The organism is Selenomonadales bacterium (assembly GCA_018335585.1).
GTDB lineage: Bacteria > Bacillota > UBA994 > UBA994 > UBA994 > UBA994.
In genome coordinates, this window is sequence record JAGXRZ010000020.1 from 128587 (window position 1) to 151189 (window position 22603).

Sequence of the window (22603 nt, forward strand, 5' to 3'; positions counted from 1 at the left end):
GCTTAACCCTCCCTTACTTCGAGTAGGCGTCCTAATGGAATCAAGGCATCGTTTATGCGCAGCTGGCTCTTGTTTCCGCTCCACACCAGCGATTGCACGGTGCCTTCCAGAATTTCGTCGTTCTCACCGCTAAAGCTCACCATCTTGCCCACGAGCCCGCTTAATTCCCCTAGCAGTTGCACTTCAATCAATTGGTCGAGTTTAGTGTTTAGGTTCTGCATTTGTTCAAGGCTGCTAAATTGAGCGAGCTGCGTAATCATGGCGGTTCCGTCGGCAGGATTCAAAGGGTCCTGATTGCGCATTTGCGCCAAGAGGATTTTTAGAAAAGCGTCTTTACCTAACTCCCCACCGGGCAGAGCGGCTTGCGTCATCGGCTGCGACTGTGCTGCTGACTGCGTGGCCTGAACTTTCACTCGATCACCTCCTAGACGGAAAATTCCGTGGTGCTTTTGTCCTGACGGCGCGGCGGCTGGCGTGGGCTTTCTTCTCGTCGCTCTCGACCGCGCGACTCGCCGTGTTCGCGATACTCCTCAAAGGTCATTATCTCTACTTCGGCCGGAACCGGGAATCGCTGTAGATGTAAAAGCACGTGTTCCTTAACCGCATTATTTTCCACAACCAGTCGAACTGCTACGTTGCCCTGAGGATCCACCTCACCGCTAACCAAGACACGCCCATACTCGGGAGGGTGAATCTCTAGGGTCACTTGCGGGCGGCTTGGGCTTTGCACAAAAGACACTATTTCCATACGCAAGGCTTGCAGTGAAGCTTCTGATACAGGTGGAGATGGGGGTATGGTGCCTCTGGCATGCACCTGTGTGCCCTCACCTAGCTGTGGAGGCGTATTTGTAGCCGCGTCGGCGCTGCTACTCGGCTGCGTCGTCCGAGTTTCGGCCCTCATGCCTGGCGCGACGGCTACGGGCATATGATTCCGAGTGATTATATCACCGGGGCGGTCGTTTGCGGAGCCCCCCGAAGCTTCGGCCAGAGCTGTCGGGGTGCTGTCCAAGACTGTACGACTGGGGGTGTTGTAAGCGGGTGGTGGATAAACCTGCGCAGGCTGAGCCTCAATCCGAACACCTGACCCAATGGACATTGCCGCAGTGCTGTCCAAGACTGGGCCACTTGGACTGTTGTACGTGGGTGGCGGAGCAACCTGCACAGGCGCTTCAATCGTTACAGCGTCACTGCTGCGCAGCACGGGTCGAGCCTCAGTTCGAACAGCTCGAGTTACTTCGGTCGTTGCGCTGACATACGGCTGCAAAACCTCGTGTATTAGTTCTGGGGTAGCCTGTGCAAGCGCTTCGATCGCTTCTACAGGTGGCTGAGAGACCTCGGTAGACTGCACTTCAGCCTGAGCTCCTCCAACTACTTGGGTCGATGCGCCGATGTATGGCCTTAAAACCTCGTTTGCGGACTTGCTAGAAACCTGGGCAAGGGCTGCAACCGCTTTAGCCTCATTGTTACCGAGCGTTGTTTGGGCTTCAGTCCGAACGGTTCCGACTATTTCGGCCGCAGTGTTGACGCATGTCCCTGACCCCTCGTATATGGGTTCTTGGGTCTGCGCACGCGCTCCAATCACTAGAACGTCAGTGCCTCGTGTCATCGGCTGAACTTCAGTTCGAACTCCTCTAACTGCTTGAGTCAATGTGCCGACGTATGGCGCTGAAACATCATAGAGGGGCTCTTTAGCAACCTGCGCAAGCGCTTCACTCACTTGAACGTCAGCGCTTTTTGTTAAAGCCTGAACTTCACTCCGAACGCTCTCAACTACTGCGGTCACTGCGCCGGTTTGACTCGCCTCCGTTGCTTCGGCCAAGGGAGCAGTCTGTGCCATGGCGACAGGCAGAGGTGTAACAGGGATTCCCACAATCAGCCGCGCCGGAGTCTCACAGGGCTCGAAGTGAGGCGAGTCCGTATCCTCGGCGGCAAGAGGAGGCACGTAGTCTTGCCCCTTGCCGGAGGGGTCCATCAGGGCGCGAAACAGCTCGTAGAAGTTAGCGACGACACCTTGTTTTTGTGAGCCGGCCGGCTTGACTTCGGTCGGCATTCGGGGCTTATGGGACTCAATCTTCATTGGCGTGCACCTCCTGTCGCCGCAAAAATTGCTGGCCTGCAACCTCGTCGGCTACAGCCTGTTCGAGACGGCGCTCACGCAATCTCACTCCCGCCTGGTGCGATTCTTTATGTGTCTCAAACTTCCTGGTGTCGACCCGGGTCTTAAGGAGCAGGGCTCGCGCCTGATGACACACTTCCGCCTGTGCGTGCAAGTTCTCTCGCTTGCTGCTTATCTTTCGTTGCGTGGCAATAGTAAAGCGCGCGCGGTGTTCCATAAGCTCGGGATGTGTGTATGCCGCTAATTCTTCCGCAAGCTTCATCTCCATCGCGGCCAGTGATTCTTCCTGCCTTTGTCGTTCGCGCTCTGCAAGGGCGAGTTCTAGTTGACGCATGCGTTCCTTTTGCTGCTGTAAGTCTAGCAGTTGTTCTAAAGGGTATTTAGACAGAAAAATCACCTCTTTACGACCTGTCCTAGGGCACGCAATGCGTCATCGAGAGATGTGCGCTCGTCAATCTCTTGTGCTAACACCCGCATAATGAGGGGTACTGTGTCGATGGCTTCGTCGATAACAGGACTTGACCCCTTAACATAGGCACCTATATTAATCAGGTCTTCGTTCTGTCGGTAGACAGCAAGCAGATTACGGGCCTTCGCGACTAAAGACAAGTGATCGGGGCGGCTAAGGTCATTTGCGAGCCGGCTCACGCTCTGCAGTACGTCAATTGAGGGATAGTGATTACGTTCCGCTAATCGCCGTGTTAGCACCACGTGGCCGTCTAGAATCCCACGCACAGCATCGGCAATCGGCTCGTTTAAGTCGTCGCCTTCTACCAGTACGGTGTATAGCCCGGTAATGCTGCCCCGCGATGCTGTGCCCGCGCGCTCGAGCAGTTTCGGTAGCATAGCGAAGACAGAAGGAGGATAGCCGCGTGTCGTCGGGGGCTCGCCAATGGCAAGACCTAGCTCGCGCTGCGCCATGGCAAAACGTGTCACCGAATCCATCATCAACATGACCTGTAGCCCTTGGTCGCGGAAATACTCGGCTATGGCGGTGGCTGTTAGCGCGGCCTTGATGCGCAGCAATGCGGGCTGATCAGACGTCGCCACGACGACCACCGAACGCGCTAGGCCTTCTTCACCGAGATCTCGCTCCAAGAAATCTCGCACTTCGCGCCCCCGCTCCCCCACTAGCGCAATGACATTGCAGTCGGCAGTACTGCCCCGAGCCAACATCCCAAGCAACGTGCTCTTGCCAACACCGCTGCCGGCAAAAATCCCTAAGCGTTGCCCGCAGCCGACGGTCAGAAAAAGGTCTAACGCGCGTATGCCCGTCTCCATGACGGCGAGAATGCGTTGCCTATGCAGAGGGTTAGGCGGAGCTTGATCAAGCAGGTACTCCGTGAACTCGCGCCCCTGTTCCTCACCCGCTAGAGGTCTCCCCAGCCCATCGAGCACGCTTCCCAGCAAAAACTCGCCTGTCTTTACCGCTAATCGCCGCCTAAGTGGTGCTACTTCACAGCCGGGAGAGATACCGTGTAGCGGTTGAAAAGGGAAGAGGTACAGCTTGTCGCCGCTAAACCCTACCACCTCTGATAAGACAGAGCTGTTGCCGTTACCTATATGACACAACTCGCCGATTGACGCTCGACACCCCCGAGCTTCTACTGTCAACCCGATAACTTCGGTTACGCGTCCGTATGTAGACCACTGCGGCTGACTAGAAAGACGGGCGCGAGCTCGGCAAAAATCGAAACTATAAGCCGCCACATAGCACCTCTTTGCCTAGCTGTCTAAGCTCGGCGGGAAGGTCATAACGCACCCCACCCAGTTCATCTTCCAGACGAAACGAGTCTACGTCGAGCGTACTATCGGTTCTAACTACAATGGGCGCATCGACAGGCAATGGCAAGAGATGCTTTAGGGCTTCTACTTTGAAAAGCTGCGTGGGATGTACAAAAACAAAGACCTTGCGCTGCGCCACAAGCTCGTCGTACGCCGCGTGAAAGAGAGTGAGGAGCGCGTCTTGATTCGTCTTTAGCTCCGCGCGCAGCATTACTTCTGCCATACGTTGGGCCAAAGCGGCGATGTCATGTTGGCTTTCTTCCACAAAGGCAAGGCGATCATGTTCGAGTTGCACGTAGGCCTTACGCACGACAGCCATTTCGTTCTCGAGCACCTCGCGAGCTTCACGCAGCCCTTCCGCGTACCCTTCCTGCCTCGCAGAGGCCAGCACACGTTGCGACTCGGCCGCGAGAGCACGCCTTAAGTCCGCTTCGGTTTCCTCTAGTCGCGCGCAGGCCTCCCGCCAGCGACGGTCAATCTCGTGCACTATGTGCTCTTCTATGCGTGCGGACAGCTCGGTTTCAGCGGCCTCGTTCTGTACGGTCACCGCGCTCACAGGCACTTGACGAGTATAGAGAGGCGTGTCCGCCCGTTTATACAATGATGGCATCTTCGCCACCCCTAGCTATGACAATCTCCCCGGCTTCATCGAGCTTACGGATTACCGCCACAATGCGCGCTTGGGCTTCTTCCACATCGCGTAAGCGAATCGGGCCCATAAATTCTAGATCTTCTTTTAGCATTTCTGCCGCGCGCTTTGACATATTTTTGTAGATGCGTTGGCTGACTTCCGCACCGGCGCCCTTAAGTGCTAAAGCCAACTCCTTGGAATCAACCTCACGGATAACGCGCTGAATGGCTCCGTCGTCAAGCATAATCACGTCTTCAAAAACAAATAGGCGCTTGCGTATTTCCTCGGCTAAGGGGGGGTCGTCGCGGTCGAGCTGCTCGAAGATCATCTTTTCCGTAGCGCGGTCTACGCGGTTTAGTATATTTACCAAAGACTTAATGCCGCCCGCAGCGGCAAAATCATAGTTGGAAAATGAATCAAACTTACTTGCCAGCACCGTCTCTAGCTCGGTCAATACCTCGGGCGAAACGCGTTCCATAGTGGCAATACGCCTCGCTACGTATGGACGCAGTTCATTTGGGAGAAGAGAAAGGACCGCGGCGGCTTGGTCCGGCTCAAGGTAGGAGATAATTAGGGCAATGGTTTGGGGATGTTCCTCACTGATAACTCCCGCTAACTGCCGTGGTTCTATCTTCTTGGCGAAACGGAACGGCTTAACGGCATTTGCTTCCGTCAGCTTGCGCATAATTTCCGCAGACTTGGCCGGCCCTACCGCGCGGTCTAACACGTCTCGCGCGTACCGCACGCCCCCCTCGAGCATGTACCCCTTAGCCTCGTACATCTGAATCATCTCATCTAGCACTTGCTCACGAAAATCGGCTTCTACCATGGTGGTATTGGCGACTTGCGCGGAAATAACCTCGATGTCCTCATCCGGCAACAGCTTAAGGATTTTGGCGCTGAGTTCCGGGCCAAGGGAAATCATGAGCGCAGCAATCTTTTGTATGCCTGTGACGCGCTTCTCTCTGGCCAAGCAAACCCCTACCCTTCGTTAAACCATGCCTTCACTAACTGCGCGACCTCTTCGGGCTGTTGCTTAGCTAACTCCTTTACCTTCTCGAGCGCAATGTTCGCCTCAGCGCTCGTGCGCGCTGCGGCGGCTTCGGCTAAGGCCTGCTTTAAGGGCACTAGCTGTACGCCTTCAGCTGCGGGGACATCAAAACGTGCCTTGCGCAGCCGCGATACCAGCACCATCAGGAATATAAAGCCAAGTAACGCGCCCGTACCGATAACCCCGTAACGTATGTATGTCTGCAGCTGCTCACGCTGTGCAAGCGCAGCCATTTGGCGTTCTGCTTCGGCTAAGTGCTCCTCGTTAAAGGGCCCCGCGCTGATGTGCACCGAATCGCCCCTGGTATTGTCAAGCCCTAACGCAGCGCGAACTAACTGCTCAAGTCGCGTCGTTTCTTCCGCCGTAAGGGCTGCGTTTACCGATACTGCCGCGGACAGACGCTCAATTCTCCCCGGCGCAATCACTACGGTAGATTCGGTGCGGCCAATCTCATACTGAACGGTGCGGTCCGTGCTCTGATATGTACTCGTTCCCTCACCTGTAGCGGGGGTAGTGGGATACACAGGGATGTTTGAGCCTGTGCCCGCAACACCGCCGGCAGCACCAGCCGGGCCGGTGAAAGTCTCTTCGCGCACTTGTTCGCTGCGCACGACTTGGCCTTCGGAGTCATATGTAATGCGGGTGACGGTCTCGGCGTCGAAGTTCATTTGTGCGGTTACAACCGCTACCGCTTTCCCCGGTCCGTGAATTCGCTCTAGCATTTGCACGAGTCGTTGTTCTAGCGTCTGCTCAAAGTCGCGTTGGCGCTCCGATTGCCGCAGGGCAAGCGGAGCGCTGCTGTCGCCTAAGCCTAAGCCCTCGGTGAGAATGCGTCCGCCTACGTCGACTATAGCGACATTTTCGGGCTTGAGATTGGGAACGCCTAGAGCGACAAGGTAGACGATGCTCTTCACTTGCTCGGCGGAAAGGCTTTGAAACGGCCGTAGCCGCAAGGTAACCGAAGCGCTAGCGGGAGCAGCTCGCTGTGTAAACACACTTGGCTCCGGAATCACGAGGTGAACACGCGCCTCGTCGACTGCCGGATAGTGGGTAATAGTCCGCCGCAGTTCCTCCTGTAAAGCACGCTGGTAGTTAAGCCGCCGCTCAAAATCGGTTATGCCTAACTGCACCTGATCAAACAGCTCGAAGCCGACACCGCTGTTGTACAAACCTTCCCCGGCTACACGTATGCGTATATCGTAGAGCTGCTTGCTTGGGACGAGCACGGTAGTACCCCCGTCAGTCAGACGGTAAGGAACGTTCTCCTGCCGCAGCGCTTCCACGATTGAACTAGCCTGCGTGGGGTCAAGGCTAGAGAAGAGCGGCGCATATTCTACGCGGGTAGCGTAATAGACGCCTGACACCAGGACTATCAACAGAGCTGCCGCCGACACCACATATAGGCTGCGGCGTCGGGGGTCTTGTTCTCCCCACCACGCTGCAATTTGGTCAGACTTCATTTACTTCACCCCTAGACCTGCATGCGCGCAATCTCTTGGTATGCTTCGACCATCTTGTTGCGCACTTGCACCGCAAGCTGCAGAGACAACTGTGCCTGGGCCATCGCAACGGTCACTTGATGCACGTCCTGTATTTCCCCTAGCGCTAGTTGCTTGGCAAGGTCGTCCGCCTTTAGCTGCAACTCGTTAACCTGTGCTAACGCATCGTTTAGTTGCGCAGCGAAACTTTGTTCTGTCGTGTTGTCGGCAGGTGGCTTGGTGGTTGGCGGCAGTGGGGCAATGGGAGCAATGGGCGGTAGCACCTTAATCATCTTACTGCCTACCCTCTGCCAATTTCTAGCGCCCGTAGCGCCATCGACTTAGTGACATTAAGCACTTGTACGTTAGTCTCGTAGGCGCGCGAAGCCGTCATAAGGTCAACCATCTCATTGACGATGTTAATGTCCGGCATGGCCACCATACCCTCGGCATTGGCGTCGGGGTGGTCTGGGTCGTGCACCATGCGCGGCGGTCTCTCGTCAGCGAGCACAGCCGACACCTTAACACCTTGGCGAGCCCCGGGTCTCGGCAGACGTACGAAGCGGTGACGAGAGGCGTCAGTTAAAAGCTCGGAGAATACGACGCGTCTGCGCTGATAGGGGCCGCCTTCAGGCGTGCGAGTCGTGTTCATGTTTGCCACATTCTGCGCGACCACGTCAATGCGCAGCTTCTCGGCGGTCAAGGCCGATGCGCTGACGGCCATGGTCGAAAAGACCTTCACTGATTATCGCCTCCCTTCGTTAATGACGTAGCGGTACATGGAGAACCGGTCGCTTAATTGCTGTGAAAGCGCCTGAAACTGAATAGCGTTGGCAGCCATAAGCACCATTTCGTGATCTACGCTCACGTTGTTGCCGTCTTCCCTTAGGGACGTAGCGGTGTCGATATGTACCCGAGGCTCTAAACTCGCCGCAGTGACGTTACGCCGCGCAACCGCTTCGCGCACGTGCTCTTCAAAAGACACGAAGCTGCGCTTGAAGCCGGGTGTATTGGCGTTCGCGACATTGTTGGCCACGACTCGCTGTCTAAGTGCCGCAGCATCCATGGCGCGTGAGAGAAGGTCGATAACACTGACTCGCATGGCCCACCTCCTACTTGGCATATACGGTGTTCGTTCGACAACTCTCGCCAAAATTCCTGCACAAAAACTAATCCGCAGCAAAACACTGCGGATTTCTTCCAAAAAGCTTAGGCTCTCTCATCCAAAATTACGCCTATTAGGCGCTGCAGGTGAGCAACCATGTCGAGCGTGCGCTCCGGCGGGATTTCGCGGATAACTTCGTTGCTCTCCTCGTTAATGATGCGCACCATATACTCGCCCGATGACTCGTGCTTCTCAAACTTGAGCCGAATACTCAGCGCGTACATAGTGGCATTGATGCGCTCGATCGCCTCGTCGTACGTCCGCACCTCAGACGGCGCCGCCGTGTCCTGGCGCCCACCCGTCCTCTCACGGCGAGCGTTTAAGTTCATGTCAATGGTGGAGCGCTGCGTGTCCCTGACCTCGCGCCGCGCCGCCATATCCACAACCTTCGTCAACACAACGGGTTCCGTTCCCTGAACTTTCACTGGGGTCACCTCCTACTTTTTGTCAGTAATCAAAGATCCGCTCTGTACTTGCTGCGACTCGGCATAGGCTGTGAAGCCGCGCTTTTGCACCATCAGGTCGTCAGACTTCTGCTTAACCGTACGTACCGCCTCCTGCAACGCCGTATGGACGCGGCGATCCTCATCTAGCAACGTATGCATAAGCCCGCTGATTTCGCCCTCTCGCATGCCAAAAATCCTGCCCCCGTCGGCAGACAGTGAGGGCCGCACTTCAAGGTATCCCAAGTCAATCCTATCGCTCAGCGTATCAAGGATGCGCATGCACTGCTGTCGCTCCTCTAACAGGCGCTCGAGCTTATCGAAGTCTTCCCCCTCTAGCACCTTGCCAATATCTGCCGTAAGGGCCAACAGACGCACTACCAGTTCGCGTTTACTCTCCAAAAGCTCTAGGAGCGCCCCAAAGTCTTTCGCCTCACCCAACTTGCCCACGGCTTAACTTCACCGCCTTCGCCCAGGTGTCGCGCAGCTCCGTCACCAAACTTAGACATTCCTGAACAATGGTTATCTCTTTGCGGAGGTTAGCCTCAATCATACGGCGACGCAGATACTCGTAAAGAGCCATCAACTGGTGCGAAATGTCGTACTGCATGTCTAAGGTGGCCATAAACTCAAGGATAATGTCCTGTGCGCGGAGCAGTGCATCGTTAGCGCCGGGCACGTCCTTTCTCTGCATGGCCAGCTCCGCACGGCTTAGGAACTTAATGCAGCCGTTGTAGAGCATAAGGGTCAAGTCGGCCTGCGAAGCGGTAAACACGCTCTGTTCTTGGTATGTAGCGTAGGGATTAGGCATGGCCATAGGGGAGACCTCCTTTGAATCGTGAATCGTGAATCATGAACTACAGATGTCGAGGGAAAGGTGGAACGGTCAAAGGGATAAGGGCAACGGGCTGTGAGCTGTAAGCCGCAAGCGGTGAGCGCGGTTCACGAAGTGCGTAGTGCTAAGTGCAAAGTGCCAAGTGCGCCACACTTCCCACGCACTACTGCTGCCGCGGTGCAAATTGCTGCGCGAGCCACGCGCTCTGGCTGTTCATGCGCTCCATAGCGCGCTCCAGTGAGGTAAACTGACGCCAGAGCCGGTCTTCGACGCGAGAGATGCGGTCTTCCTCGCGCACGATGCGGTCGTTTAAGCGCTGCATTTGCTGCCCGATGACGCTGCTGTCGGCGCGCAGGAAGCTACTGGCGGCACCTGCTTGGGCGTTTAGCTCCCGCACACTTGTGTCAAGCGAGGAGCGCAGGCGTTGCGCTGTTTTGGCAAACAGGTCCTGCACTGCTCCGCTGTCTTTTTCTAGCTCCGCCCGGAGCTTGGTTGTGTCAATATGCAGGCGACCGCCTTCGCCGTGATGCATAGTGCGTATGCCGATAACAGACATTTGCCGCAAGGTGGTATCGCTCACCGGGTCGTTAAAGTCCCTGCGCATGCGATTGACTATGCGCTCGAGGCCGTCGTCGCCGCGCAGCAAGCCGCTGCGCGCGCGCTCTTGCCATCGCTTTATGTCATCTTCGCTCATCTCTTTTCTCTGTTCGTCCGTGAGCGGTAAAAAGTCGCGGTGGCGCTCGGCGGTAAGCGCGGTGTTAAATCTCTCGAGGGTATCGTTGTATGATTTAACGAAATCCTCGATATTGCGGACTACCGCGTCGTGATCGGGTGTCACCGTAACGGTGGCCGCTGCTCCCGGGGCAAGAGTGTTGCGCAACGTAAATGCAACCCCGTTAATGGTGAAATTGTTCGTCCCACGCTCGGTAGCCAGGCCGTTTAAGGTAAACTGCGCGTTTTGTCCGTCCTGTACCGCCATGCGCAGCGTAGTGTTAAAGAAGGCTGCTCCTGCGCCCTCAAAGCCCATGTCGGCCGCAGCGGGATTGTTGTTGCCGGGAAAGCGCGAGGTTATGCTCACTCTACCCGAGAACGTATCGTAAAAGGCCTGCAAGCCTAACGTCTGTGAACTACTGATGCGACTAAGTACGGAGTTTAAGCTGTCGGTCGCAGTGTTTACGGTAAAGGTTTCGCTGACTCGGGTGCCCGCTTGGTTGTGGTTAAACACCGTCACGTCGAATGTTCCCGGCAGTGCGGCTCCATCGATTTGGCCTGCACTGATAAGTTGAGCAAGTGGCGCGTTGGCATCAATCGTCGTATGGGGTGCTAACACTATACTGCCCGTCGATGTGGCCCGCGTAGAACCAGCCAGCCTCGTTATAGCAGAAAACTCAAGCGCCATAGCCGAAGCATTGCCTGTGGCGGTCGCCGTCACCACAGCTTCGTTACTGCTAGCCACGTTGAAGCGGCGATAAGCTCCCTGCAGTGTCATATCAAAAGTGCGGTTGCGGAGCGTAGTAAGCTGCGTATTAAGAGCACGCAAGTCGTCACGGCGCCACTCTAGTTGCGTGCGGTTCTGCGTCAACCTATCGACACGTACTCTGTGGGCGCGCACCATATCTCGCACCATGGTTTCGGTGTCCAGCCCACTGGCTATGCCGCCTATGCGCGTCGTAGGGCGAATGGTCATGGGGAACCTCCTTGTCGCTTGTCGTTTGTGGCTTGTAGTGGGGGTGCACTTAGCACTTAGCACTTGGCACTTCGGTAGTACGCTCTCTCTTATCTATTCGGCACTTCACGTCAAATGCTTTAGAACCTTTTCGCCAGCTATGTTCATAGTTCATGATTCACGAGTCATGATTCATGATTGCCAAGCGAAAAGCCCCCGCTTGCGCGGAGGCCCTCAACCGATGGAAAGCAGTGACTACCTGAGCAGTTGCAGTACTCCCTGCGGCAACTGGTTGGCCTGAGCGAGCATCGCTTGTGCAGCTTGGGATAGGATGTTGTTCTTGGTGAACTCCATCATTTCCTTCGCCATGTCTACGTCGCGAACGCGGGACTCGGCAGCCGTTAAGTTCTCGGCTGAGGTGCCTAGGTTGTTAATTGTATGCTCGAGTCGGTTCTGGAAGGCGCCCAGTCGCGAACGTTCAGCAGAAACCAGAGTCATAGCGTTGTCCATAACGGTAATTGCCGCAGTTGCCCTGCTAGCAGTGGAAACATCAAGAGCAAACTCATTGGGCACTCCGCTTCTGTCTGTAAGCACCGTTGTAGTAAAGAATGCTTCAGCCACAACTCCATGAGCACTGCCAGATCCCGTCCCGGAGATCCTCAAGTTCTGTAGGGCTCTCATGTCAGAAATCGCTACAGTAAACTGCTGGCCTTGATTAGCCCCAATCTGCAAGTGGGATTGACCGCCGATACCGTCGGCTCCGTTGGTATTCTGCACAAGGGCCTGAGCGACCAAACCCGAGAGCAGCCTGATGGATTCCGCACCTGCGGCACCAGCAAAAGACCCGGTGCTCTTGGCCTCTATGCTAATATTAGTCGCGGTGCCTGTGATTGTGAAATCCCTGAGGGAATTGCTTGGCTCTAAGCCAAACAGCTGGTTTAGTGCACTTGCAACGTTTGTGCCAAGATCAGTAATCGTCGCGGTGCCGATGGTTACTGTATTGGTAGCCGTGTCGACAGTGTTTGTTCCTTGTGCAACTGCGTGAGCAAACGCAATATTATAGTTCTCTCCACCGATGGAAAGCACAACGTTCGGGTGCGGTGTCGCTAGCACAACTGAGGGGAAGGAAAGAGTTTGTCTCTCCATGACTGCACCTGTGCCAGCGCCCGTCATATCGCCATTAATGACTTTCTTGGTGTTAAACTCAGTGTTGTTACCAATCCTAGTTATCTCCGAGGTCAGCTGATTTACCTCTTTTTGGATTTCAGCGCGGTCAGTAACGGTGTTTGTATCGTTGGAGGCCTGTACCGCTAACTCACGCATGCGCTGCAGAATTGAGTGGGTTTCATTTAGGGCGCCTTCGGCAGTTTGGATAAGCGATATGCCGTCTTGAGCGTTGCGGGAAGCCTGAGTGAGACCGCGAATCTGGCCACGCATTTTTTCCGAGATAGCCAAGCCCGCAGCGTCATCACCAGCACGATTAATGCGTAGCCCTGAAGACAGTCGTTCGAGCGACCTCGCCCCTGCAGCTTGATTGGCAGTTAACTGCCGATACGTGTTGAGTGCCGACATGTTGGAGTTGATTCTCATTCTATTTCCTCCTTGAAATTACTAACGGCGTCCTTGCCGTTGAGTTTTGGCTCGTCGCGCGCCGAGCCCCTCACTAGAGTAGTCGACCGATGCCCGGGAGAACTTTAGGGGGAAGGAGAAAAATGTTCGCAGAATTCGTTTTCCCCCGTGCCCCTAGACGAGGTCCTGATTCATGATTCACGATTCACGATTGCCATTCGCCTTCCCGCTCTCCCCCCTGCGGGCTGTGAGCTGAGCGCCGAGCGCAGCTAATTCCCCTGGCGCCTGGCGGCTGGCGGCCGGCGGCTGAACCCCCGCCGCCGCCCTATTCTCCTCCCGCACCGCATCAAGCAGCTCTTGCCGGTAGATCGGCACGCCGCGCGGCGCGGTGATGCCGATGCGCACGGCTTCGCCGCGCACCTCGATTACGGTGAGCTCGATGTCGTCTCCTATACGCACTTTCTCCCCTACTTTGCGGGATAGAACGAGCATCAGTCATCACTCCTAAACAAGGAATGGCGCAATGGGTACGCAGTATCATGCAGGATTACCTGCTTGCCGACGGGAGAGCCGGCAGGGTTTCGTTCGATGACTACCGGGGCAAGTAGATTCGTGGTGGCGCGCGAAAAGTCGCCGTTAGGCACAGAAACAATCGTAAACACATGCGAAGTCTCTTTAAGCTCGGCCACTTGCCTAGCCAGTGCGACATCATAGTCTGGGGCAAACTGGGCGATATCGAGCAGTAAGAAGGCGGCATCGGCGTCGTGGGTAAACTGTAGCCACTGAAGGAGCGGCACCTCGGGCGAGAACGGCGCCAATACGGCGCTCTGCCACTCGGGTAAGCCAATAAATCCGGCGGGAAAAGAAATGAGGTCATCGGGCCTTACCGTAACCTCACCAAGCCTGGAGCTATGTACAATCACACTACTCACCTCTACCTGAGATAATCTAAGAGCGTGGGCTGCATTACGCGCGCGCCTGCAGCAAGAGCCGCCTGGTACACGTGCTCACGCGTGTTAAAGTTCATAATCGCCTCAGCCATATCGATGTCCTCTATCTGCGACTTAAGCTCGGTAAGAGTTACGTGCTGCGCTTCATAGCGCTGCTCGGTCATCTGTAGCCTGTTATGGCGAGCTCCGACAACGGCGCGCTCGTCAAGCAGAGTGTTAAAGGCCGCATCTAGGTTAGCAAGTGCAGTCTGCAGGTCGCCCGTGCCGAGCAACCCGTCCCGCACTGCTAGGAGCGAGTCAAAAAGCCCGCCGTCAAAAAACAGGTCGTACCCTTCGGTGTTTACTTGCATGTCAATGCCGCGGATTATCTCATAGTTTACGACTCCCTGCCCCGCATCCGAACTGGCCGGGTTAATCGTGTCCACCAAGCCGTCCGGTCGCACGGATACGACAAAGGGCACCCCACCGTGATGCGCGCCGCCGAATATAGAGCGGGTGCCGTCGAGCGACGTGTTAGCGAGCGCGACGACGTGACGCAGTAACTGGTCCACCTCAGTGGCATTGTAGGCCCTTGCTTCCTGCGGCATAGTGCCATTAGCTCCCGCTAACGCCAGCTCACGGGCGCGATGGAAGGCCTCGCCGACTGTGTCAAGTGTCGTGTCGGTTAGGTTAAGCCACGCTAAGCCGTCGCGCACGTTAATCTGTAGTTGCGAGCTCTCCGCTAGAACAGAGTTTACGCCAAGTAGTTTAGCTATGCCCACAGGGCTATCTGAAGGCTGGCTGATTGCCTTGCCTGACGCCATTTGGCGCTGCGTACGCTCTAGTTCGCGCAAGCTTAGCTGGAGATTGCGCATCACGTTATTGCGTAGCGTGGCGTTAGATATGCGCATGCACACTACCTCCCAAGGTTAATTAAGACTTCGAGCGTCTCATCTAAGGTGTCTAACAGCCTCGCCGCGGCGGCATAGCCGTGTTGAAACTGAATCATGGAGGCCATCTCCTCATCTATAGAGACACCTGCTGATTCCTGGCGCCGATTGTCGAGCTGGTTGACGAGTGCATCCTGATTAACGAACATGCGCGAAGACTGCTGCGCCTCTACGCCGAGAGCAATAACCAGCGCATTATAATACCCTTCCAGATTGGTGCCGCCGGGGAGCGAATTAGCGTGGCGCTGACGCACTACCAAAAGCGCATTGCTGCCGTCGGCACTCCCGGCGCCGCTAGCCCCTGCGCGGACGAGCGCGTGGTCAGCCACGATGTCGGGGTTGACGGTGATGAACCTAGCCTCGCGCCCTGCCGTCCCCGCGGGAATGACAAAGAAGTCGGCTCCGAGCGGTGACGGCGGCGTAGTTAAGGACTGCCCTGAAGCGTGCGCCGTGTTTACCAAATCGCTTAGGTGCACGGTGAGCGTGTTGATATTGGCATAGAATACGTCGCGGAGCCAGCCTGCCGCGGCAGACAACCCGGCTAGTCGCCCTTCGACAACCGTGGCACCGGTTCCATCCGGCCATGTGATTTTGCCGCCTGAATCGACAGTGAGCTCACTATACAGGGTGCCCTGCACCAAGTGACGGCCGCCTAAGACTACGTCGATAGCGCCGTTAGCTTGCGTGAGCTGAGTAAAGCCAAGTGTGCGCGAGAGGTCATCAAGCAGCACATCACGCCTATCGGCTAAGTCGTTGGGGTTAAGCCCCGCAGCGACATTGGTTATAATCTGGCGGTTAAGCGCGGCCAGCTGTTCGGCGATAGCGTTTACATCATTTACGGACATCCGCACCTTGGTCGTTAAGTCGCTAAGTGTAACCTCTGTCTGCTCGGCGACGGCATGCAGCGAGTTGGCGAGTGTCACACCTTTTTCCACAACCCCGGCTCGCGTCGCGCCGCTCGTTGGGTTTTTGCTTAGCTCTTGCCAAGCGTCCCAAAAGCGAGAGAACACGTTACTTAGGCCGGACTCGGTCGGCTCCATAAGAATCTTCTCGACGTGGTTTAAGGCCGCATAGCGCTCTTCCCACTCGCCGAGCTTACTAAGTTGCGGGCGAATCTGGTAATCCAAAAAGCTGTCGCGCATGCGGCGAATCTCGCTTACGGCCACGCCCGTACCGATTTGGCCCGCTTGCTGGGGTCTGTTCATGGAGGCAGTGGAGAAAGGGCTTGTTGTACTGAAAACGGCTTGCTGCCGCGAAAACCCCGGTGTTGACGCGTTAGCAACATTGTGCGCTGTGACATCTAGCGCTATCTTGTGCGCACTAATGCCTCGCCGCGCTATGTTAAAAGCAAAAAAGGTTGACGGCATACGACTACCTCCTTGACATCTCCACTGCTCTTATGCGCGAAGGTCGAGACTCTTCCCGGGGCGCACCTGTTTCTTGCCCCTATCTGAGTACCCGTCGTCCTCCACCAATAGGTTTAACACCTTGCGGGCAAAGACTAGGCTCTGCTGGGCCAGAAGCTGATTCGTCTCGACCAAGTCCTTTAGCTGTGACAGCTGCAAAGCGGTATCTGCGTCACGCACACCACTAGCGAGATAGGCTTCACACTGTTTCCAGAGGGCCTCCTGCTCTCGCACAAGCTCGGACAATCCGGCTAAGTCGTCGACTAGCATGCACTGCTGTTGCTCCAGTAGGTTCTTGTGGAGCGCGGTCAGCGAATCGCGTGAATTGGCGAGGTTTGGCGAGTTCATTTGCTTTCTCGCGCGAGGACCGTAAGCTCAGCGGCAAGCTTCGCCGCGAGCTGCCCATTATCCACCGCATAGCGTCCCTCGGACAGCTTCGCCCTTAACTCGGCGACTTTCGCTGCATCAAAAGGCTCTTCAATAGTCAAGGCCTCACGCAGCATTTTTGCGGCCGCAGAGATGACGATGGCGTCGTTTCCCACCGAATTTTGGGGCGCTGCCGCTCGCTTGGGCTCCTTAGGCGCCTCAATCGGTCGGTTAGGCAAAGTGCGGGTCACATCAATCTTCATAGTCTGCAGCTCCTATCTGCTTAATGGTGTGCGAGAAAGGCGACAATCTCACCTAGGCTCAAAACACGTTCGGCTAAACCCGCTTCAACCACGACGCGCGGCATGCCGTATACGACACAAGTTTCCTCGGATTCCGCCACAATTTCCGCACCGGCCCGATGCAATTCTCTGGCGCCCTCGAGGCCGTCTTGCCCCATCCCCGTTAGAACCACCGCCAAAACGCGGGGCGCAAACGGCAAAGCACTGGAAAACAGGACGTTGACGCTAGGGCGAAAAGGTGAAGAACTAGATTGGGGGGGCAGAATCGCAATTTCGGCGCGGTCCCTGTCACGCTTTACGGTGGTGTGGCTTCCCGCAGGTGCGATGTATACACACCCTGCGCGGAGCGACTGCTGGTGCGTAGCCTCCACTACCTGCACCTGGCTCTGCTGCGCCAGCCTTTGCGCCATGGGACCGGTGAAGCCCGGCGGTATGTGCTGGGCTACGACCACGGGTGCCGGAAAGTCCGCAGGCAAAGCGGGTATTATCTTTTGCAGCGCCGCGGGGCCGCCGGTCGAGCACCCTACCACTACCAGCTCGTAGTCTCGCGCACGAGTCGGCTGCACGCGTGCCGCGCTCGAGGGGCGATGCCTCTGCAAGCGGGCACCGGCTGCGACGCGAAGCTTTTGCGGCAAGACATCCGCTAACTCCCGCATAGCAAGCGCGCCCTTCGGTTTGGCCACAACGTCGACTGCTCCGCCCTCAAGCGCCTGCAGTGTCTCATTCGCGCCTGCAACCGTGAGGCTGCTTACCATAATCACCGGCGTGGGCTTTTCGGCCATAATGGCCTTGAGCGCAGTTAGGCCGTTCATACGCGGCATCTCAACGTCCATGGTGATTACGTCAGGCTTAAGCTCGCGCGCCTTAGCCACAGCTTCAACACCGTCTGCCGCTGTAGCGACAACTTCCATGTCGCTACAGGCATTGATGACGTTAACTAAAAGTTGCCGGATAAACGCTGAGTCGTCAACCACCAGTACACGTCGTTTGGGATGAACAATCATCGTTGCCGCAATAAGCCGAGGAGACCTTTAACGTCTAGAATCGGAACAACGCTGCCGTCACCGAGCACTGTCGCTCCGGCAAGTTCGCGATTGGCGGTGAAAAACGGCCCTAAAGGCTTAATGACTACCTCTTGCTCACCTAATAATCGGTCAACCATCAGCGCTACTTTAGACGTCGCCGAAAAAACAATCACCAAATGGTCTGGACTAGTGCCGACATCTGGCAGTTCTAGGGTAGACGCTAACGATACGAGGGGGACAATTTGCTCGCGAATGACGAGGCAGTCGCGCCCCTGCACCGCACGGACCTCCTGGCGATTGAGCTTGCGCGTCTCGCTGACAGAGGCAATCGGCAGCGCGAACGAGCGCCCCTGTACGCTAACGAGCAGCGCGCGTATGATGGCGAGCGTTAGTGGCAAGCGAATCACGAATTCGGTGCCGACATTAATTTCGCTCGTGATTTCGATGCTGCCGCCAATTTTTTCAAGCTGCGTACGCACTATGTCCATACCTACGCCGCGACCGGAGACATCACTTACCTCACGCGCCGTGCTTAGCCCCGGCGCAAAGATAAGCTGAAAAACCTGTTGGTCGCTATACTCACGCAGCTCTTCTTCCGTAACGAGGCCGAGACTGCGGGCCTTTCGCCCTACGGCTTCTCTATCGATGCCGCGACCGTCGTCCTTTACCGAAATGACGACGTTTGTTTCTTCATGCGAAGCAGCAAGCACTACGCGCCCAAGCGCCGGCTTGCCCAGCTTTACCCGCTCTTCTTTGGATTCAAGACCGTGGTCGATGGCGTTACGCACAAGGTGAATTAGCGGGTCGCGAACTTCCTCAACGATAGTGCGGTCAAGCTCTGTTTCGGTGCCGAGTAGTTCAAGTTCAACTTGCTTGCCGCGGTTTTGTGCTAGGTCACGCACCAGCCGCGGAAAGGTGTTAAATAGCTGCGCGATGGGGATCATGCGCGCTTTCATAATCTCTTGCTGCAGTTCGTTTGTGATCCGCCCAAGTTGCCCGGATACGCCAAGCAACGTCTGCACCTGCAGGTTGTCTCGGCTTGCCCGCTCGAGGTTGCCCACCACGTTCGCGAGGCGATTGCGCTCTATGACGAGTTCACCTACTAAGTTCATTAGCTTTTCTAGCTTGTTGACGTCAACTCGTACCGAGTGTTGCTTAGTGTCAGCGCGGTCCTGGGTCTGTTTTTCCGTACTAGACTTTAGTTTACCGGCGGGAGCAGCGAAATGAGTCACCCGCACGTCTTCGACATCGCCGTCCTGGCCGACGGCTTCACTCAATGTCGCGGAGCTTTGCTCGGTGTTAATCTCTACGGCAAAGCTCTGCTCAAAGCGCTCTTCCGTAAGGTCGCTCTCGCTTGGTTCGCAACGCACAACTTCGCCTAACTCGCGCAACCGCTTTAGCAGGATAAACGCGCGCACGCCCTTCATCACTGTTTGGGTGCGCAGAGTAATCTCCACGCGATGCGTAGCTACCGCCGCCGCAGGTGCCGTGTCGCGCGCTGCGGCTACCTCCGTTGTACCGGGTGAAAACTTGGTCAAGTCGGCAAGCACTGCGGCAAGGTCGTATGTACTTTCTGTGCCTGTGTTATACACATCGTGTTTAATCTGGCGCAAAGCATCAAGCCCCGCAAGTAAAGCTGAAAACAGCGCGGGCTCGGATGAAACTTGGCCTTGGCGCAGCAGGCTTAAGACGTTTTCCATCTGATGCGCAACACTTGCCATTTGGGTAAAGCCCATCGCCGCCGAGGAGCCTTTGATTGTATGCGCGTCGCGAAACACCTCGTTAATGATACCTGCGTCGGCAGGGTGCTTTTCTAGCGCGACAAGGTTTAGCGCTAAGCGGTCTACAAACTCCTCGGCTTCATCGAGAAACAGGCGCAGGTAATCGTTATTGACCAAGCAAGTTCACCCCCAGTTGCGGCTCGTCGGAAAAGAGTTTTACAGGGTCAAGCAGCGAAATTAAGGCTTCCCCATGGTGACATACGCCGCGTACAAAGGAGGCCGCAGCTATATCCGGGGCGGGTGTGACCAAAGGCTCTGCAATGTCGCTCACTTCGGTAACACCGTCGACGATTAATCCTACTTTTAGTCCCTCTGTGTCCACAATCACGATGCGCGTCGCGGACGTGTCGGTGCGAGCTGTAAGCGCAAAACGCTTGCGCAAACATACTACGGGCAGAATCTGTCCGCGCAAGTTTAGTACGCCTTCAATAAACTGAGGGCAGCGCGGAATGGGAGTAATCTCCTCCATGCGCGCAATCTCCTTAACCTGAGCTGTGTCAATGCCGTACTGCTCGCCCTCGAGCGAAAAAATAACAAGCTGCAGCCTGCTGACCATAGTGCTCCTCCCTCTTACTGCGTCATGCATACATCCTAGTACATCTTTTATTCTCGGTAAGGCGCAAAACACCTTTAATTTAGGTAAAAAGCTCAGGCGGCGCAGTATATATTGACAGCAGTTGCCCGACAAGATAGTCTTAATTGGAAAAGACGACGGCAATGAAACGGAGGAGCGGATTTTTATGCTTAAGTCATTGCGGGCCAAGCTCGTAACGGCCATGCTTGTCGCGGGGCTGTTACCCACGCTCGTACTTGGCGCGTGGAACATCAACGCCATCATTAACACAGTTAACAATAACGCCGAAGCGAACATGCGCGAGACCGTCGCCAACTTAAAGAAGACTATAGGGGCAAGGGTAGACGAAGCGCGCACCAATGCAGTGTTCTTGTCTGAGGCGCAGGCACTGCAGACAGGGAACGCGGAAGAAATCGCGGAGCTCTTTGCCGAGGCAAGAAAGCGCATTGGCGGCGCGGATCAGCTGATGCTTGTGGATCGTTCCGGCATAAGTACGCATAACACGATAGGCAGCGTACAAAACATGGCCAACCGAACCTACGTGCAGCGGGCGCTACAGGGAGAGGTAAACACCGCAATCGAGGTTGCGGCTGACGCAGGCATTACGCGGTTGATGGGAGCAGCGCCAGTCTATGACCGTCGCGGACAGCGTGTGGGCGCAGTCATAGTGGGCGTGAACTTGGCCGAACACAAGCGCCTAGTTGAGTTCTTTAGTCCAAACCAGGAAACGGATGAACGATACTTAGTGAATCGTCACGGCATGTTTATAACGGATAGTCGCTTCTTGGAGCGCGCCATCGGTACTTCGGTCGCTTCGCAGCAAGCACTGAAGATGTTTCAGCCGGATGCGCCTGAGGTCTTCTTTGGTCGCTACACGAACTATGCAGGCGCGGACGTGTTTGGCGCGCTAACCTACGTTCCTGCACTCGACATCGTCGCTGTCGCAGAGCAGCATCGGGCTGAGGTGATGGCGCTTGTATTTGATAAAGTTATGGTGTTTGCCGTCATCATTGCGGGAGCGATAGCACTAACGATGGTAGTGGCGTGGGTCACTTCCTCTGGCATTTCTAAACGCATTAGACCCATCGTCAGAGGCGCCGAGGAAGTCGCAGGAGGTAACTTAGCGTTAGCATTCACGGTAGATGGCGACGGTGACGAAATCGGTGCGCTTTCGCGTGCGTTTGTCACGATGGTGAAGAACTTAGGCGAGTTAATCAAAGGGGCGCAGACCTCTGCGCAGGAAGTGGCCGAACGCGCCAGCGTGATGAGCGGCAGCATTGCCGAGGTCGCAGCAGGAAACAACAGTCAAGCCAACATAACGCAAGAAGTAACTCGTACGCTAGAACAGCTTGCTGCCGCCACCGAGGAGATAGCCGCTAATGCGCAACACGCCTCGGCCGCCAGCGAATCCGCACAACAGGCCGCGGGAGACGGAGCCACGCGTATTGGGAACGCTATCGCCTCGCTGACTACAGTGCAAGAGAACGTAACCGGCCTGGTCAAGGTTTCGCAACAAATCGGCGGCATCGTCAATACAATTGAGTCTATCGCCGACCAGACTAACCTACTTGCCTTAAACGCGGCCATAGAGGCGGCGCGCGCCGGCGAGCACGGACGCGGCTTCGCCGTTGTCGCCGACGCCGTGCGCAGCTTAGCGGAACAAAGCCGGGAGTCTACGCAGGAAATCTCGCGGCTTATTCGCTCCATCCAAGAGCAAATCGACGCGGCGGTGAAAGTGAGCACTCAGGGCACGGCCGGCGCGCGCGGCGCAAGAGAAGCGCTCGATAATATCGTCGCCAAGGTCAACGAGATTGCGTTGATGATTGAGGGTATCTCGGCAGCTGGCGAGGAACAAGCCGCCAGTGCCAACGAAGTCTCAGCCTCGATGCAGAATCTCGGAGCTATTACCGAGGAAGTAGCCGCGAGTTCCGAAGAAACTGCAGCAGCCAGTGCGCAACTCGCAGAGCTTGGCAAAGGGTTAGAGCAAGCGGCGAGAAAGTTTAGAGTATAACGAGCAAAAACCCTTGAAGAGTCTATCCTTCAAGGGTTTTTATGTCTGGCAACCGACGTCCCTTCGGCGTGCGGTCAAAATCTGAATCAAGACTAATGAGGATATACCCGAACTTCTCGGCGGCCACATACTGATAGGCATCATCGAAACTCAACTTGTATTGGTTCCGTAATTGAAGCGCAAGCCGGAGATCGGCAGCATCGCCAGCCTTCGCCCCTCTACCTGCTGAAAGAATCGATGAACCTCCTCTGCCTTCTCCTGATCAAGAAGCAACTCCAGCCAGATATTCGTGTCTATCAGATACATGAATGGTCATTCCCCCACCACTCTAGAGCCTTCTTTTGCAGTTCCAAAGAGGTGAACTGGGTGCGGTGCTCCCGAAGCGCGCCCGCCCACGTCAACCTTAGCTTCCTCTGTCTCCTGTACACCTTCCTCTCCCACAGGAACTCCACGAAATCTCGCACTTCTTGCTGAAGATCTGGCGGCAGCTTCTCGACAAGCTCTTGTATAGATTGCATGG

The 22603-nt window shown here is 56.0% G+C and carries 27 protein-coding genes; 1 reads left to right on the forward strand and 26 read right to left on the reverse strand.

Features of this window, described 5'->3' with window-relative positions:
• Positions 1 to 2: 2 nt before the first annotated feature.
• The 24 genes from KGZ66_02965 to KGZ66_03080 form a co-directional block, all read right to left on the reverse strand.
• A complete protein-coding gene (locus KGZ66_02965; protein ID MBS3984550.1) occupies positions 3 to 413 on the reverse strand; it encodes a hypothetical protein in 411 nt (136 codons plus the stop codon).
• A gap of 11 nt (positions 414 to 424) precedes the next feature.
• Positions 425 to 2077 (reverse strand): hypothetical protein, encoded by a 1653-nt coding sequence (locus KGZ66_02970; GenBank protein MBS3984551.1) that lies wholly within the window; start codon positions 2075 to 2077, stop codon positions 425 to 427.
• Positions 2067 to 2513 (reverse strand): flagellar FliJ family protein, encoded by a 447-nt coding sequence (locus tag KGZ66_02975; protein MBS3984552.1) that lies wholly within the window; start codon positions 2511 to 2513, stop codon positions 2067 to 2069. Before KGZ66_02975 ends, KGZ66_02970 begins: the two co-directional genes overlap by 11 nt.
• Complete coding sequence (gene fliI, locus KGZ66_02980; GenBank protein ID MBS3984553.1) at positions 2510 to 3826, reverse strand: flagellar protein export ATPase FliI; 1317 nt, start codon at positions 3824 to 3826, stop codon at positions 2510 to 2512. The genes KGZ66_02975 and fliI overlap by 4 nt, the downstream gene beginning before the upstream one ends.
• A complete protein-coding gene (locus tag KGZ66_02985; protein ID MBS3984554.1) occupies positions 3813 to 4511 on the reverse strand; it encodes a hypothetical protein in 699 nt (232 codons plus the stop codon). The genes fliI and KGZ66_02985 overlap by 14 nt, the downstream gene beginning before the upstream one ends.
• Complete coding sequence (gene fliG, locus KGZ66_02990) at positions 4495 to 5505, reverse strand: flagellar motor switch protein FliG (protein ID MBS3984555.1); 1011 nt, start codon at positions 5503 to 5505, stop codon at positions 4495 to 4497. Before fliG ends, KGZ66_02985 begins: the two co-directional genes overlap by 17 nt.
• Positions 5506 to 5513: 8 nt before the next feature.
• Positions 5514 to 7043 (reverse strand): flagellar M-ring protein FliF, encoded by a 1530-nt coding sequence (gene fliF, locus KGZ66_02995; protein MBS3984556.1) that lies wholly within the window; start codon positions 7041 to 7043, stop codon positions 5514 to 5516.
• 11 nt (positions 7044 to 7054) lie between these two features.
• The gene (gene fliE / locus KGZ66_03000) at positions 7055 to 7354 is read right to left on the reverse strand and encodes a flagellar hook-basal body complex protein FliE (GenBank protein MBS3984557.1); all 300 of its coding nucleotides are present in this window, start codon (positions 7352 to 7354) and stop codon (positions 7055 to 7057) included.
• 8 nt (positions 7355 to 7362) lie between these two features.
• A complete protein-coding gene (gene flgC, locus KGZ66_03005) occupies positions 7363 to 7785 on the reverse strand; it encodes a flagellar basal body rod protein FlgC (GenBank protein ID MBS3984558.1) in 423 nt (140 codons plus the stop codon).
• A 21-nt stretch (positions 7786 to 7806) separates the two neighbouring features.
• Positions 7807 to 8163: a flagellar basal body rod protein FlgB gene (flgB, locus tag KGZ66_03010; GenBank protein MBS3984559.1), complete on the reverse strand. Its 357-nt coding sequence runs from the start codon at positions 8161 to 8163 to the stop codon at positions 7807 to 7809.
• A gap of 107 nt (positions 8164 to 8270) precedes the next feature.
• Positions 8271 to 8651: a flagellar protein FlaG gene (locus KGZ66_03015; GenBank protein MBS3984560.1), complete on the reverse strand. Its 381-nt coding sequence runs from the start codon at positions 8649 to 8651 to the stop codon at positions 8271 to 8273.
• A gap of 12 nt (positions 8652 to 8663) precedes the next feature.
• A complete protein-coding gene (locus KGZ66_03020; GenBank protein ID MBS3984561.1) occupies positions 8664 to 9119 on the reverse strand; it encodes a hypothetical protein in 456 nt (151 codons plus the stop codon).
• A complete protein-coding gene (fliS, locus tag KGZ66_03025; protein ID MBS3984562.1) occupies positions 9103 to 9486 on the reverse strand; it encodes a flagellar export chaperone FliS in 384 nt (127 codons plus the stop codon). The genes KGZ66_03020 and fliS overlap by 17 nt, the downstream gene beginning before the upstream one ends.
• Positions 9487 to 9667: 181 nt before the next feature.
• On the reverse strand, positions 9668 to 11191 hold the full coding sequence (gene fliD, locus KGZ66_03030) for a flagellar filament capping protein FliD (GenBank protein MBS3984563.1): 1524 nt from the start codon (positions 11189 to 11191) through the stop codon (positions 9668 to 9670).
• 234 nt (positions 11192 to 11425) lie between these two features.
• Positions 11426 to 12760 carry a flagellin gene (locus tag KGZ66_03035; protein MBS3984564.1) on the reverse strand — a complete coding sequence of 445 codons (1335 nt, stop codon included), beginning with the start codon at positions 12758 to 12760 and terminating at the stop codon, positions 11426 to 11428.
• A gap of 177 nt (positions 12761 to 12937) precedes the next feature.
• Complete coding sequence (gene csrA / locus KGZ66_03040) at positions 12938 to 13231, reverse strand: carbon storage regulator CsrA (protein ID MBS3984565.1); 294 nt, start codon at positions 13229 to 13231, stop codon at positions 12938 to 12940.
• Positions 13231 to 13662: a flagellar assembly protein FliW gene (fliW, locus tag KGZ66_03045; protein MBS3984566.1), complete on the reverse strand. Its 432-nt coding sequence runs from the start codon at positions 13660 to 13662 to the stop codon at positions 13231 to 13233. The genes csrA and fliW overlap by 1 nt, the downstream gene beginning before the upstream one ends.
• A gap of 11 nt (positions 13663 to 13673) precedes the next feature.
• Positions 13674 to 14579, reverse strand: a complete 906-nt coding sequence (gene flgL, locus KGZ66_03050) for a flagellar hook-associated protein FlgL (protein ID MBS3984567.1) — start codon at positions 14577 to 14579, stop codon at positions 13674 to 13676.
• Positions 14580 to 14584: 5 nt separating this feature from the next.
• Positions 14585 to 15985: a flagellar hook-associated protein FlgK gene (gene flgK / locus KGZ66_03055; GenBank protein MBS3984568.1), complete on the reverse strand. Its 1401-nt coding sequence runs from the start codon at positions 15983 to 15985 to the stop codon at positions 14585 to 14587.
• Between the two features lie 30 nt (positions 15986 to 16015).
• Positions 16016 to 16372: a hypothetical protein gene (locus KGZ66_03060; GenBank protein MBS3984569.1), complete on the reverse strand. Its 357-nt coding sequence runs from the start codon at positions 16370 to 16372 to the stop codon at positions 16016 to 16018.
• Complete coding sequence (gene flgM / locus KGZ66_03065; protein MBS3984570.1) at positions 16369 to 16653, reverse strand: flagellar biosynthesis anti-sigma factor FlgM; 285 nt, start codon at positions 16651 to 16653, stop codon at positions 16369 to 16371. Before flgM ends, KGZ66_03060 begins: the two co-directional genes overlap by 4 nt.
• A gap of 20 nt (positions 16654 to 16673) precedes the next feature.
• The gene (locus KGZ66_03070; GenBank protein ID MBS3984571.1) at positions 16674 to 17666 is read right to left on the reverse strand and encodes a chemotaxis response regulator protein-glutamate methylesterase; all 993 of its coding nucleotides are present in this window, start codon (positions 17664 to 17666) and stop codon (positions 16674 to 16676) included.
• A gap of 26 nt (positions 17667 to 17692) precedes the next feature.
• Positions 17693 to 19615 carry a chemotaxis protein CheA gene (locus tag KGZ66_03075; GenBank protein ID MBS3984572.1) on the reverse strand — a complete coding sequence of 641 codons (1923 nt, stop codon included), beginning with the start codon at positions 19613 to 19615 and terminating at the stop codon, positions 17693 to 17695.
• On the reverse strand, positions 19605 to 20054 hold the full coding sequence (locus tag KGZ66_03080; GenBank protein MBS3984573.1) for a chemotaxis protein CheW: 450 nt from the start codon (positions 20052 to 20054) through the stop codon (positions 19605 to 19607). Before KGZ66_03080 ends, KGZ66_03075 begins: the two co-directional genes overlap by 11 nt.
• Before the next feature lie 184 nt (positions 20055 to 20238).
• On the opposite strand from KGZ66_03080, the gene KGZ66_03085 reads away from it, so the two are divergent.
• Positions 20239 to 22083: a methyl-accepting chemotaxis protein gene (locus tag KGZ66_03085; GenBank protein MBS3984574.1), complete on the forward strand. Its 1845-nt coding sequence runs from the start codon at positions 20239 to 20241 to the stop codon at positions 22081 to 22083.
• 22 nt (positions 22084 to 22105) lie between these two features.
• Here KGZ66_03085 and KGZ66_03090 read toward each other — a convergent pair whose 3' ends face one another.
• On the reverse strand, positions 22106 to 22318 hold the full coding sequence (locus tag KGZ66_03090; GenBank protein MBS3984575.1) for a PIN domain-containing protein: 213 nt from the start codon (positions 22316 to 22318) through the stop codon (positions 22106 to 22108).
• A 61-nt stretch (positions 22319 to 22379) separates the two neighbouring features.
• Complete coding sequence (locus KGZ66_03095) at positions 22380 to 22601, reverse strand: DUF2281 domain-containing protein (protein MBS3984576.1); 222 nt, start codon at positions 22599 to 22601, stop codon at positions 22380 to 22382.
• Positions 22602 to 22603: the final 2 nt, after the last annotated feature.